Annotated in this window: 12 protein-coding genes; 5 read left to right on the forward strand and 7 right to left on the reverse strand. The window is 71.0% G+C overall.

The window, feature by feature from the left end:
• The first annotated feature begins 77 nt into the window (after window positions 1-77).
• Window positions 78-1,355, forward strand: a complete 1,278-nt coding sequence (locus JAO81_RS19755; protein ID WP_199549193.1) for a thymidine phosphorylase — start codon at window positions 78-80, stop codon at window positions 1,353-1,355.
• A 118-nt stretch (window positions 1,356-1,473) separates the two neighbouring features.
• Here the strand turns inward: JAO81_RS19755 and JAO81_RS19760 are convergent, their stop codons facing one another.
• From JAO81_RS19760 to JAO81_RS19775, 4 genes are all read right to left on the reverse strand, one after another.
• Window positions 1,474-1,809: an STAS domain-containing protein gene (locus tag JAO81_RS19760; protein WP_199549194.1), complete on the reverse strand. Its 336-nt coding sequence runs from the start codon at window positions 1,807-1,809 to the stop codon at window positions 1,474-1,476.
• A gap of 195 nt (window positions 1,810-2,004) precedes the next feature.
• Window positions 2,005-3,012 carry a sigma-70 family RNA polymerase sigma factor gene (locus JAO81_RS19765; protein WP_199549195.1) on the reverse strand — a complete coding sequence of 336 codons (1,008 nt, stop codon included), beginning with the start codon at window positions 3,010-3,012 and terminating at the stop codon, window positions 2,005-2,007.
• Between the two features lie 125 nt (window positions 3,013-3,137).
• A complete protein-coding gene (locus JAO81_RS19770) occupies window positions 3,138-3,833 on the reverse strand; it encodes a L,D-transpeptidase (RefSeq protein ID WP_199549196.1) in 696 nt (231 codons plus the stop codon).
• Window positions 3,834-3,958: 125 nt separating this feature from the next.
• Window positions 3,959-5,248, reverse strand: a complete 1,290-nt coding sequence (locus JAO81_RS19775; protein WP_199549197.1) for an MFS transporter — start codon at window positions 5,246-5,248, stop codon at window positions 3,959-3,961.
• A 62-nt stretch (window positions 5,249-5,310) separates the two neighbouring features.
• Here JAO81_RS19775 and JAO81_RS19780 point away from each other — a divergent pair, with 62 nt between their 5' ends.
• Entirely contained in the window at window positions 5,311-6,294 is a 984-nt protein-coding gene (locus tag JAO81_RS19780) for a LysR family transcriptional regulator (protein ID WP_199549198.1), read from the forward strand.
• Between the two features lie 150 nt (window positions 6,295-6,444).
• Here the strand turns inward: JAO81_RS19780 and JAO81_RS19785 are convergent, their stop codons facing one another.
• Window positions 6,445-7,212: a prolyl oligopeptidase family serine peptidase gene (locus JAO81_RS19785; protein ID WP_199549199.1), complete on the reverse strand. Its 768-nt coding sequence runs from the start codon at window positions 7,210-7,212 to the stop codon at window positions 6,445-6,447.
• Between the two features lie 158 nt (window positions 7,213-7,370).
• Between JAO81_RS19785 and JAO81_RS19790 the strand changes: the two genes are divergently transcribed.
• Together JAO81_RS19790 and JAO81_RS19795 are read left to right on the forward strand one after the other, a co-directional pair.
• A complete protein-coding gene (locus tag JAO81_RS19790) occupies window positions 7,371-8,516 on the forward strand; it encodes an adenosine deaminase (protein WP_199549200.1) in 1,146 nt (381 codons plus the stop codon).
• 147 nt (window positions 8,517-8,663) lie between these two features.
• A complete protein-coding gene (locus JAO81_RS19795) occupies window positions 8,664-9,095 on the forward strand; it encodes an ATP-binding protein (protein ID WP_199549201.1) in 432 nt (143 codons plus the stop codon).
• Window positions 9,096-9,196: 101 nt separating this feature from the next.
• Here JAO81_RS19795 and JAO81_RS19800 read toward each other — a convergent pair whose 3' ends face one another.
• Together JAO81_RS19800 and JAO81_RS19805 are read right to left on the reverse strand one after the other, a co-directional pair.
• A complete protein-coding gene (locus JAO81_RS19800; RefSeq protein WP_199549202.1) occupies window positions 9,197-9,415 on the reverse strand; it encodes a PspC domain-containing protein in 219 nt (72 codons plus the stop codon).
• Between the two features lie 91 nt (window positions 9,416-9,506).
• Window positions 9,507-10,055 (reverse strand): VanZ family protein, encoded by a 549-nt coding sequence (locus JAO81_RS19805; protein WP_199549203.1) that lies wholly within the window; start codon window positions 10,053-10,055, stop codon window positions 9,507-9,509.
• 1,106 nt (window positions 10,056-11,161) lie between these two features.
• Between JAO81_RS19805 and JAO81_RS19810 the strand changes: the two genes are divergently transcribed.
• A complete protein-coding gene (locus JAO81_RS19810; protein WP_307813493.1) occupies window positions 11,162-12,916 on the forward strand; it encodes a ferredoxin reductase family protein in 1,755 nt (584 codons plus the stop codon).
• Window positions 12,917-13,029 lie beyond the last annotated feature (113 nt).

Here is a 13,029-nt window from a genome sequence, read left to right on the forward strand (position 1 = left end):
CCCCCCTCAGCCCCTCGCGCCTCCACCCACCTCGCACCAGCGAACGAACCGCACCAACGGAAGGACCCAAGCACCCCATGGACGCCATCTCCGTCATCCGAGCCAAGCGGGACAAGGGCGAGCTGACCCCGGAACAGATCGACTGGGTCATCGACGCGTACACGCGCGGCGAGGTCGCCGACTACCAGATGGCCGCCCTGAACATGGCGATCCTGCTCAACGGCATGAACCGCCGCGAGATCGCCCGCTGGACGGCCGCGATGATCGCCTCCGGAGAGCGCATGAGCTGGGACAGCCTCTCCCGCCCCACCGCCGACAAGCACTCCACCGGCGGCGTGGGCGACAAGATCACGCTGCCGCTCGCGCCGCTCGTCGCGGCCTGCGGCGCGGCCGTTCCGCAGCTCAGCGGGCGCGGTCTCGGCCACACCGGCGGCACGCTCGACAAGCTGGAGTCGATCCCCGGCTGGCGTGCGCTGCTCTCCAACGCCGAGATGCTCGACGTACTCGACTCGACCGGCGCGGTCATCTGCGCGGCGGGCGACGGTCTCGCGCCCGCCGACAAGAAGCTGTACGCGCTGCGCGATGTCACCGGCACCGTCGAGGCGATCCCGCTGATCGCCTCGTCGATCATGTCGAAGAAGATCGCCGAGGGTACGGGCTCGCTCGTCCTCGACGTGAAGGTCGGCTCGGGCGCGTTCATGAAGAACATCGAAGACGCTCGCGAACTCGCCTCCACCATGGTCGAGTTGGGCACCGACAGCGGTGTCCGTACGGTGGCGCTGCTCACCGACATGGCGACCCCGCTCGGCCTCACGGCGGGCAATGCGCTCGAAGTGCGGGAATCCGTCGAGGTGTTGGCGGGCGGCGGCCCGTCCGACGTGGTCGAGCTGACCCTCGCCCTCGCCCGCGAGATGCTCGACGCCGCGGGCATCAAGGACGCGGACCCGGCGAAGGCACTCGCCGACGGCTCGGCGATGGATGTGTGGCGTCGCATGATCGCCGCGCAGGGCGGCGACCCGGACGCGGCCCTGCCCACCTCGCGTGAGCAGCACGTGGTGACGGCCCCGTCCTCGGGTGTCCTCACCCGGCTCGACGCGTACGACGTGGGCGTGGCCGCGTGGCGTCTCGGCGCGGGCCGTGCGCGCAAGGAGGACCCGGTGCAGGCGGCGGCGGGCGTCGAGCTGCACGCGAAGCCGGGCGATGCGGTGCAGGCGGGTGCGCCGCTGATGACGCTGCACACGGATACGCCGGAGCGCTTCGAGTACGCCCTCGAGTCCCTGACGTCGGCGTGGGACATCGCCCCGTCGGGCACGGACTTCGTCCCTGCGCCGATCGTGCTGGACCGGATCGCGTAACCGAAAAGGGGCCCCTTTGCCCCCAGGAGGCGCCCATGTGGGGCGGTTCCTGAGGACAAAGGGTCCCTTTCTCGTTTGCGGGTGCGGGTGCGGGTGCGGGTGCGGGTGGGGGTGGGGGTTAGATCAGGTCTGGGTCCGGCTCTCTGCCTCGGTGTTCCACCACCCCTAACGTCTCGGCCAGCCCCGTCAGTTGGAGCAGCCGCAGCAGCGCCGGGCCGGGGTCCCTGATGCGGGTGCCGGCTCCTGCCCTGCGGGCCGTCAGGCGGAGGCGGGCCAAGGCGTCGATCACCGCGAAGTCCGCCTGGCCCGCGTGGTCGAGGGCATGCGTGTCGACGATGACCTCGGCCGCACCGGTCCGCTCCAGCTGCCCCCGCAGGTGCTCACAGAGCTGGGGGACCTGGGCGCGGGTCAGCGGCGCGGCAAGGCGGACGACGAGGGGCTCAACGGCAGTCATGCAAGGGAGACCGCCCGAGCGCCGGAAACTCATCGGTCCCGCCGACCCACCCATCGCTCCCCGGCCGCCCAGCCATCGAGCCCGACCGCTCGGCCACCGAGCCCGACCGCCCGGTCCACCCATCGCCCCGAGCCGGCCGGCCCCTACGCAGCCGCCTGTCGGCCGGCCCTTACGCCCCCGCCTGGCGGCCGCCCCCTACGCCCCCGCCTCCAGCTTCTCCGGCAGCCCGAACAGCGGGAACCACCGCTTCGTGTCCAGGAAGGCGTTGAGACCCGAGATCTTTCCGTCCGTGATCTCGATGACCTGGAGCGCCCACGGCGAGTACGAACCGTCCTCGTTGAGGTGGTACTGCCCGAACGCCGGTGTCCCGTTGGCGACCGTCGCGATGAGCTTTCCGTCGCGGCACTTGGCGCCCTGCACCAGATGCCAGTTGACGATGTCCTCGTGGCCGACCAGCCACAGATCGAACGGGGGCATGGACATGATGGCGTCCTCATGGAGCAGGGACGTCAGCGTCTCCATGTCATAGCCCTCGAAGGCCGCCACATAGCGGTCGAGCAGCTTCTGCTGGTCGTCGTCGAGCGGATCGATCGTCTCCGTCTCGCGCACCCCGCCGGTGTCCGCGAGGGTCGCCCGCGCGCGCTGCAGCGCACTGTTCACCGACGCCACCGACGTGTCGAGCAGCTCCGCCACCTCGCTGGCCTTCCACGCGAGCACCTCGCGCAGGATCAGCACGGCCCGCTGCTTGGCCGGCAGATGCTGCAGGGCCGCCACGAAGGCGAGCCGCACCGTCTCACGGGCCACCGCGGTCTCCGCCGGGTCGGCCGACGACGGCAGCACCCGGCCGTCCGGTACGGGTTCGAGCCAGGTGATCTCCGAGCGCTCGTTGAGCACCGCGGTCGCCTGATGCGCTTGTTCGGTGAGATCCATGGGACGCGCCCTCTTGTTGCCCGCGTTCAGCATGTCCAGGCAGACGTTGGTCGCGATCCGGTACAGCCACGAGCGCAGCGAGGACCGGCCCTCGAACTTGTCGTACGCGCGCCAGGCACGCACGAACGTGTCCTGCACGGCGTCCTCGGCCTCGAAGCCGGAACCGAGCATCCGGTAGCAATAGCCGGTCAGCTCGGTCCGGTGCTTCTCCATCCGCAGGTCCAAGTCCCCCCTGGTCCCTGCCGCACCACTCAGATCAGACGATCCCGCCATTGGGTTCACCCCTGTAGCCCTCGACACTGGCACTTCGAAAGCTACAGGGCCCCACTGACAATCGCCCGTGAGCAGCGAAAACCCGTCCTATCCCTTGACAGCCGGCACGGGACAGGACGCATCCGTCACGTGCCGGCCTTGCGCCCGTACACGTAGACGTCGTCCCCCTTCTTCAGAAGGCTCCAGTACGCCTGGGCATCGGCCTTGCGCATGTTCACGCACCCGCCCGAGCCGGGCGGCGCGTACATGCTCTTGTCGACCTGGTGGAAGGCGATGCCGCGGTCGAAGAACTGCGTGTACGGCATCCACACCTTGTAGATCGTCGACCAGTGGTTGCGGACCTTGCTGTAGATCTTCTTCGAACCGGTCCTGGTCTCCGCCCCGTTGCGCCCCGTCCGCACCGGCACGGGACCGTACTTCAGCTTCGAACCGTCCTGGATCCAGCTGATCTGCAGCGTGAGGTTCACGCAGGCTATTCGGCCCTTGTTCGTCGGGCACTTGCCGGCCGCGTTGGGGTTCTTGCCCACGGCCTTCTGCTTGTTCATCAGGTTCATCACGCCCCAGGTGACAGGGCCCGCGTACCCGATGTTCGGCTTGATCAGATGCTTCGTCTGGAAAGCCCGTATCGCCTTGCAGTCCGTCGAGGACTGCTTCCCGTCCACTTTCAGGCCGAGGAACTTCTCGACCTGCTTCTGGTACGGGCCCGTGCTCGTCGTACACGTGGCGGCCGCCGCCGAGCCGGCGCTCAGCGCCACGCTCAACGGCACCACCAGTGCCGCGACCCCCGTCGCCGCCGCTGCTCTCCGGGTCTTTCTCCGCATGGCCGTCGTCCCCTTCCGGCGCAGTATGTGCTCTGTGCTGGTAGGACGGTTTTGAAGTGGGCCTGGTTGTACGGAAATCGACGCCAATTCAAGGGAAATTCCCGTGAGTTCGGCGCAGACCGGACTTACCGGGCCGCGACGAGCACCCGCCGCTCCACACGCGCCGCATGCGACCCGTAGAGCGTCACCGACACCACACCGAGGACGGCGATCAGACCGAGGGCGACCGTCGCCGGCCAGCCGCCCGCGTGGAAGGCGAGCGCGCCCAGGGTTCCGCCGGCGCTGGAGCCGATGTAGTACGCGGACTGGTAGAGCGCCGAGGCCTGCGCGCGGCCCGTGGTCGCCGTACGGCTGACCGACGAGGAGGCCACCGCATGCCCCGCGAAGAACCCGGCGGTGATCAGGACAAGGCCGAGCAGGATGCCGGCGAGAGAGTCCGTGAGGGAGAGCAGCAGCCCGGCCGTCGTCGTACCGACCGCCAGGTACAGCGCCCCGCGCCGCCCGAGCCGGCCCACCAGCTTCCCCGCCGCGGCCGAGGAGACCGTGCCGACCAGGTAGACCAGGAAGACCGAACCGACAATGCCCTGCGGCAGGTTGAACGGCTCGCCCACGAGCCGGTACCCGATCACCGTGTACACGGCGCCGAAGACGGTCATGAACAGCGCGCCGATCGCGTAGAGCCGCACGAGCAGCGGGTTCGACAGATGCCCGCGCACCGTCCCGTACAAGGCGCGCGGGTTCAGTGAACCGGCCTGGAAGTTACGGGCCTTCGGCAGCAGCGCACGGAACGCGAGCCCGCACACCAGCGCCATCAGACCCACCGCGAGCAGCGCCGCGCGCCAGCCCCAGGCCTGCGCGACCCAGCCGGCGAGGATACGGCCGCTCATGCCGCCGATGCTGTTGCCCGCGACGAACAGGCCGACCGCCGCGACCAGCGCCTTCGGCCGTACTTCCTCCGCGAGATACGCCATCGCGGAGGCCGGGAGTCCGGCGAGCGCGGCGCCCTGCACGGCCCGCAGCACGACCAGCCAGCCGATGCTCGGCGCGAACGGCACGAGCAGCCCGACCAGGACGGCGACGCTCAGCGAGACGGTCATCAGGGTGCGCCGCCCGAAGCGCTCCGACAGCGCGCTGAGCGGCAGGACGAAGAGGGCGAGCGCCCCGGTCGCCGCGGAGACCGTCCAGCTCGCGTCGTCCGCGGTGACCGCGAACTCGCCCGAGATGGCGGGCAGCAGGGCCTGCGTGGAGTACAGGAGCGCGAAGGTGGCGAGTCCGGCGGCGAACAGCGCGAGGCTGATCCGGCGGTAGCCAGGCAGGCCGGGCGCGAGCCGGGTGTCTTGAGGGAGCGGAGCAGGGGACACAGGGGTGAGGGCACCCGCAGGGTGGGCGGATGCCCCGCTACTGGCGGCAGGCATGCTCCGAAATTAGGCCGCCCCGATTCATGCGTCCAATGCATGGACTCGCCATAATCGTTCCCATGGTGCATGAGCAGAGGTCAGAGGCGAGGCTGTCACTGAACAGTGACACAAAAGACATCCAGGCCCTCGCGGACCTCGACCCCGAGTCCTGGTCCGCGATCCTCGCGCCCCGCCTCGCGTACTTCGCCGCGGTGGCCCGCGCCGAGCACGTCACGCGGGCCGCGCACCAGCTCCAGGTCCCGCAGTCCACGGTCTCGCGCGCCCTGGTCCGGCTCGAACGCGACCTGGGCGTCGACCTGTTCGCCCGCCACGGCCGTACCGTCTCGCTCACCGCGGCGGGCCGTACCTTCCTCTCGACGGTCGAGCGCGCACTGGGCGAAGTGGAAAGAGCGGCCGAGTCGGTACGGGCGGACGCCGACCCCGAGTCCGGCAAGGTCGCCTTCGGCTTTCTGCACACCATGGGCTCGGAGACGGTGCCGAGCCTGATCCGCGAGTTCCGCGCCGACCATCCCCGGGTCCGCTTCACCCTCGTCCAGAACTACGGGGAGTGGATGCTGGAGCACCTGCGCTCCGGCGAGCTCGACCTCTGCCTCACCTCGCCGGTCCCCGACGCCCCCGACCTGGCCGCCCGCCGCCTCGACGAGCAGCGGCTGCGCCTGGTCGTCCCCGAGGACCACCGCCTCGCGACCCGCAAACGCATCCGGCTCGCGGAGGCCGCCGAGGAGACCTTCATCATGCTGGAGCCGGGCTACGGCCTGCGCCGTATCACCGACGACCTGTGCGCGGAGGCCGGCTTCCGCCCGCGCATCGCCTTCGAGGGCGAGGAAGCGGAAACCCTGCGCGGCCTGGTCGCGGTCGGCCTGGGCGTGGCCCTCCTGCCCCCACCCGCCGTACCGCGCAAGGGAGTTGTGGAACTGACGATCACGGGCCAGCGCGCGGTCCGCGAGATCGGAGTCGCCTGGCTCGAGGGCCACCCGGACACACCGCCGGTGGCGGCGTTCAAGCGGTTCCTGCTGACGAGGAGGGGGCGGCTCCTCGCGTGACGCGGTTCCTTGCGTGACGCGGTTCCTTGCGTGACGCGGTTCCTTGCGTGACGCGGTTCCTTGCGTGACGCGGTTCCTTGCGTGAAGCGGCCCTTGCGTGAAGCGGCCCTTGCGTGAAGCGGCCCCTCACGCGCAGCGCCGCGCCCCGCCTCACCGCATCAACGCCCGCCCGAACCCCGAAGCCAACGGCATCCGCAACCCCAACGGCGGCGGCGCCGCGAACGCGTCCGCCACCGGCCGCGCGAACGGCTGCCCGAACAGAGCCCCCCGTACGAAATCCACCGCCAGCGCGAACACCTCCGCCCGGTGCTGCAGCATGGCGTGCCCGTCCGAGTGCACCTCGAAGCGTGCGGTGTCCCGGTTGGCCTTCTTCAGACGCTCGGCGAAACGGAACGACAGCTCGGGATCCGTCCGCTCGTCATTGGTGCCGTGCGCGATCAGCACATGCCGCCCGACCAGCTGCTTCACCGGCTCGGGCGCCCGCGCCACATCCTTCTCGGGCAGCCAAGGAGCCAGCGCTAGCACCGAGTTGACGGCACTGTGCCCGCCCGCGTGCAGCGCGGCCCTGCCGCCCATGTCGATCCCGGCGAGGCAGACGGGCACGTCGCCGTAGCGCCGTACGACCTCGTCGGCGGCCCAGAGCGCGTCGGCGGCGGGCGCCGCGTCCGCCCCGTTCCAGCCCCGGGCCCGGTAGTGCACGGCGTGCGCGACCAGGCCCTCCTCGCGCCCGGCGCGGGCCAGCCTGCGGCCGAGCGCGCGCACGTTGGCGAGCGCGAACGGGTGGGCCCGCCGTGTGGAGGTCTCGTCGCCGGCCGGGAGCAGCAGCACCACACCGCCCACCGCGCGCCCCGGCGTCAGCTCCTGCCCGATGGCCCGCCCAAGTCGGGCCTCACGCCCCGGAATTGCTTGCTGTGTCACGGCAGAACAGTCTCAGAAATGCGGGTGTACGCAACCTTTACCGGGGGTCACTGTTACGTATCGACATCCGATGTCACACCGCGGCGGCCCCGGCGCCGCGGTGAAGGAATTCCGCACGGACCAGCGCGCTCTACGCGCGTAGGCGGTAGAGTGCGGCAATGACGAGCCAGACCATTCCCTCCCCGACCCCGGACCAGATCCGCCGGGCCCCCAAGGTGCTGCTTCACGACCACCTCGACGGCGGCCTGCGCCCCGGGACGATCATCGATCTCGCCCGCGAGACGGGCTACGACGGCCTCCCCGAGTCGGAGCCCGACAAGCTCGGCGTCTGGTTCCGCGAAGCCGCCGACTCCGGCTCGCTGCCGCGCTACCTGGAGACCTTCGCGCACACCTGCGCCGTCATGCAGACCAAGGAAGCCCTCTTCCGGGTCGCCGCCGAGTGCGCCGAGGACCTCGCGGAGGACGGCGTCGTCTACGCCGAGATCCGGTACGCGCCCGAGCAGCACCTGGAGAAGGGCCTCACCCTCGAAGAGGTCGTCGAGGCGGTCAACGAGGGCTTCCGCGAGGGCGAGCGCCGCGCGAAGGAGAACGGGCACCGTATCCGCGTAGGCGCCCTGCTCACCGCGATGCGCCACGCGGCCCGCGCCCTGGAGATCGCCGAACTCGCCAACCGCTACCGCGACCTCGGCGTCGTCGGCTTCGACATCGCGGGCGCCGAGGCGGGCTTCCCGCCCACCCGCCACCTCGACGCCTTCGAGTACCTCAAGCGCGAGAACAACCACTTCACCATCCACGCCGGCGAGGCCTTCGGCCTGCCGTCCATCTGGCAGGCCCTGCAGTGGTGCGGCGCCGACCGGCTCGGCCACGGCGTGCGGATCATCGACGACATCCAGGTCGCCGACGACGGCACCGTGAAGCTCGGCCGCCTCGCCGCGTACGTGCGCGACAAGCGCATCCCGCTCGAGATGTGCCCGACGTCCAACCTGCAGACGGGCGCGGCCACTTCGTACGCCGAGCACCCCATCGGGCTGCTGCGCAAGCTGCACTTCCGGGCCACCGTGAACACGGACAACCGCCTGATGTCCGGCACGAGCATGAGCCGTGAATTCGAGCACCTGGTCGGTACTTTCGGCTACACGCTCGATGACATGCAGTGGTTCACAGTCAATGCGATGAAATCAGCGTTCATTCCTTTCGATGAACGACTCGCCATGATCAACGACGTGATCAAGCCGGGCTATGCCGAGCTCAAGTCGGAGTGGCTGTTCCGGCAGACCGCTGCGACCAGCGGTTCCGAGGGCTGAGCAGGCGAAAACCGAGTGCGGGGGAGCGGCCGGGAAGATCAATTCCCGGCCGCTTTTCATACGTTGGGGGTGTTTGCGGGCACGCGGCGGGCCTCGATAGCTTGCGGGACCGCTCAAGAACTCCCCGTCTACAAGGACGTATTCACCATGAAGCAGTCTGCCAAGACCCTCGGTGTCGCCGCCCTCGGTGCCGCTTTCGCCGCAGCGGGGGCCGGCACCGCGTCGGCAGCTCCCGCTCTTCCGGACCCCGCCCAGGCCGTCGGTGCGGTCACCCAGGACCTTCCGGTCGGCCAGGTGACCAAGACCCTGCCGGGCGCGAGCGAGGCGGTGGACGCCGGGCAGGGTGCGCTCACGAACGGTCTGAGCACTGCCAAGCCGACCCTCGAGAAGTCGCTGCCGGCGGACACCGACCCGGTCGCGGGCCTGCTCGGCGGTCTGCCGGTGGGCGGTCTGCCGACGGGTGGCCTGCCGACGGGCGGTCTGCCGGTCGACGGTCTGCCGGTCAGCACCAACGGCCTGCCGGTCCAGGGTCTCCCCGCGGTCGGCGGCCTCCCGGGCCTGCCGGGCCTCGGCGGCTGACGCACGCCGGCCAAGCGGAAAGGGCGCCCACCGGAGTCGTACTCCGGGCGGGCGCCCTTTCGCATGCTCTGTGCTCAGGATCCGTCCCCGGACCCCGGCCGCTACCACGCAGGCGCGGTCGTGTCCTTGTGGAAGGAGTCCTTCTCGGCGGGCAGCAGCGCCCAGAGCGCCAGGTACAGCAGGAACTGGGGGCCGGGCAGCAGACACGAGACGAGGAAGATCACGCGCATCGTGGTCGCGGAGGTGCCGAAGCGCCGTGCCAGCGCTGCGCACACTCCGCCGATCATCCGTCCGTTACGGGGGCGGGCAAGGGCGGTCATGGTGGCTCCTTCGCGAACCGTTGCTGAGGCTCCCTGGTCGGTGCCTCGGTGTACTTCAAAGCTACGGTCGCGAACGGCGCAAAACGTCAGGCTACGGGGCGATCCCGACCCTGGGAATCGTCGGGGTCGACCCCTGAGACGCCTCGTCCCTGGGCAGGGTCAGCCGCCCCGGCAGCCGCTGCCTGCGGCGAAAACGGGCCCGTGCGGCGGGGACGAGGGCCAGATGCGCGACGGCGACACCGACGGTGTTGAGCAGCAGCGAATCGATGTCGACGACCTGCCCCGGTACGGCGGTCTGCAGCAGCTCGATCCCGAGGGAGAGCATCGCCCCCGCCGCGACCGTCCGCAGAAACGACCCGAGCGACGAGGCCTGCAGCCGTCCCCCTGCCATCGGCAGCAGTACGCCCAGCGGCGCGAGCAGCAGCAGTGCCTCACCGATCCTGCGCGCGGCCTGGGCGGGCCCGAGCGCCAGATCCGCCTTGATTCCCGCGAACGGCTGCAGGTTCGCCGCGGTCACCCACGGCACATCCAGGGGACGCAAGGTGAGCCAGCCGACGAAAGCGAGATGTGCGACGAGGAGCAGGACCCCTGTCGCACGAAAGCGGATGACGGCCGACCCGCCAAGTCCCTGACGCTGCACGCCCCCCTAGACGCAGGGATACGCGCAAACGGTTCCGCACGGGGCTGAAGCGGAGGAGCGCACTTGGACGGGCGGCTCGCGGGGGTCTCCTTGCGGGGTGCGGCTGGGGTGCGGTCTCGCTGTCGGGTGCGGCCCGGTTGCGCCTGCGGCGGGCTCCTTGTCCCCTACTCGCCCCTTCCCGAAACTGGGGGCTCCGCCCCCAGGCCCCTGGATCCGAACTCCGTTCGGATGTCCTCAAGCGCCGGACGGGCTGGAGGTGGACCTTCCGTTCAGGGTGGCGTGTGGGGTGGGTGGGTTCGGGGCTGGGGTGGGTTGGGCGGGTGAGGTGGATGCCGGGGTGAGGGGAGTGGTGGCGGGGGCGGGTGCGTTGCCTGATAGTGCCTTGGCGGGGGCTCCGCCCCCTGCGCTGCCGCCCGCAGCTTCGTCGTGGGGTCGGTGCCGGTCCGGGGTACCTGTCATACGGGCAATGGCACCGTTCCCGCGAAGGGGCGCCGTCGACGTCGGGGGTGCCCGTATGACAGGCACCCCTACCCGTCCCCTTCCGCCGTCGCGCGTCTGACCGCCGGTGGGGTGCGCGGCCGCGTATCGGCGCCCCCACCGGCCGTAAAGCCGCGCACCGGCGAAACGGGACAACCGTGCAAGCGGAACACCCCACCGGCCGGCAGCCGCGCGACGGCCGAACGGGACAACCGCGCGAGCGGAACACCCCACCGGCCGTCAGCCGCGTGACGGCGGAACGGGACAACCGCGCGAGCGGAACCCCCCACCGGCCGTCAACCGCGTGACAGCGGAACGGGACAACCGCGCGAGCGGAACACCCCACCGGCCGGCAGCCGCGTACCGGCGTAAGGGGACGCGGTGGGGTGCATTGTCATTCGGGCACCCCCGTCGGAGACGGCAACCTTTCACGGAAAGGGCGCCATTGCCCGAATGAGCAAGCACCCCACCCCGGCCCCGACCCACAACGAAACCGCACGCGCAGAACGCCGCACCGGGCGCTGCGTCCTTAACCGCTCTTGAGCCGATCCTCAAAGCAACCTTAAGGATCACCGATAAGGCTCTGACCAGGTGTTTCTCCGGGCCCGGAACGCCTATGTTCAGGCGCCGTGAGTACTGACGCAGCAGTTGGGGACGTGCCGTTCGCAGACGTGGCGGAGGCGACCGGGCTTTCCAAGTACCCCGCGCTCGCCGCGTATCTCGAGCAGACCGAGGCGGTGGAACAGCGGCAGGCGGTCGCCGAGCCTGCCGTGCCGCCGCGTCCTGCCTCCCCGCCGCGCGTTCCGCGTACGCGTGCCTTGGGCACCGTGGCCGCGCATGGGCTGCGGGTGTTGCTCGGGCACGCGGAGGACGAGCGGGAGAGCGCGGGTACGCGGCCGACCCGGTCCGCACAGCCGCCGCACCCACCGTCCGCACAGCCGCCACGCTCCCGGTCCGCACAGCCGCCGCACCCACCGTCCGCACAGCCGCCACGCTCCCTGGCCGACCGGCCGCCACGCTCCCGGTCCGACCGGCCGTCGAGGCGCGCGACCCCGAGCCCGGCCACCCCGGCCACCCCCCTCCGTATCCCCCCAGCCCATCTCCGCGCCGCCCTCCTCGCCGGCGCCGTAGCCGTCACCGGCCTCTGGGCCGTGCAGGTGCACCCCTCCGCGCGGCTGGACGCGCTGTTCGCGACCGGGGCCCATCTCACCGGGCTGCTCGCGGGATACGGCGTGCTCGTCATGCTGTTCCTGATGGCCCGCGTCCCCGCCGTCGAGCACGGGGTCGGCGCGGACCGGCTGGCCAGGTGGCATGCGTGGGGCGGGCGTTGGGTGCTCAGCCTGTGCGTCGGGCACACCGTGCTCGCCCTGTGCGGATACGCCGTGCACCGCGGCACCGACCTCCTGACGGCCGGCACCGAACTGCTCGGCTACCCGGCCCTCGCCGCCGCCACCCTCGGCACCGGACTCCTGATCGCCGTGGGCGTCACCTCCGCCCGCGCGGTACGCCGCCGCGTCACCCACGAGACCTGGCGCGCCCTGCATCTGCTCACCTACCTCGCCGCCGCACTCGCCTTCGCCCACCAGCTCGCCGGCCCCGAGATCGCGGGCAGCAAGTTCGCCGCGTGGACCTGGACGCTGCTGCACACCACGGTCGCGGCTCTGCTCGTCTGGTACCGGCTCGTCGTCCCCGTACGGCAGGCGCTGCGGCACGCGCTGCGGGTCACGGAGGTACGGCGGGAAGGGCCCGAGGTCGTGTCCGTGCTGATTCAGGGTGCGGGGCTCGATGAACTGCGGGCCGAGCCCGGGCAGTTCTTCCGCTGGCGGTTCCTGCAGCGCAGGCTCTGGCACACTGCGCTGCCCTTCTCGCTCTCCGCACCCGTACGGGAGGACACGCTGCGCATCACGGTCAAGGCCGCCGGGAACCACACCCGCCGGATGCGCCGGCTGCGTCCCGGTACGAGGGTGCTCGCCACCGGACCGTTCGGCGCCCTGACCGCGCACCGCCGTACCCGCCGCAAGGTGCTGCTGCTCGCGGGCGGGGTCGGCATCACGCCGATGCGGGCGCTCTTCGAGACGCTCTCCGGCGGACCGGGCGACCTGACGCTGCTCTACCGCGCCAACAACGCCGCCCAGTTGGTGCTCAGGGACGAACTGGAAGCCATCGCGGCCGACCGCCAGGCGGCGCTCCACTACCTCCTCGGCCCGTCCGGCGCCTCCTTCGACCCGCTCGCCCCCCAGGCCCTGCGCAACCTCGTCCCCGACCTCGCCGAGCACGACGTCTACCTGTGCGGCCCGCCCAGGATGGCCGAGGCGGCGACGGCCGCACTGATCCGGGCCGGAGTGCCCGAACAGCACATCCACGCCGAGAACTTCACCTTCTGAGGCCACGGCCCAGCCCAGCCCAGCCCAGTCCAGCCCACGCCAGTCCACGCCAATCCAGCCCCACCCACACCCCCACGCCACCCCCACCCCAACCCACCCCAACCCACCCCAAC

The sequence above is a fragment of the Streptomyces sp. N35 genome, assembly GCF_016464295.1.
Lineage (GTDB): Bacteria > Actinomycetota > Actinomycetes > Streptomycetales > Streptomycetaceae > Streptomyces.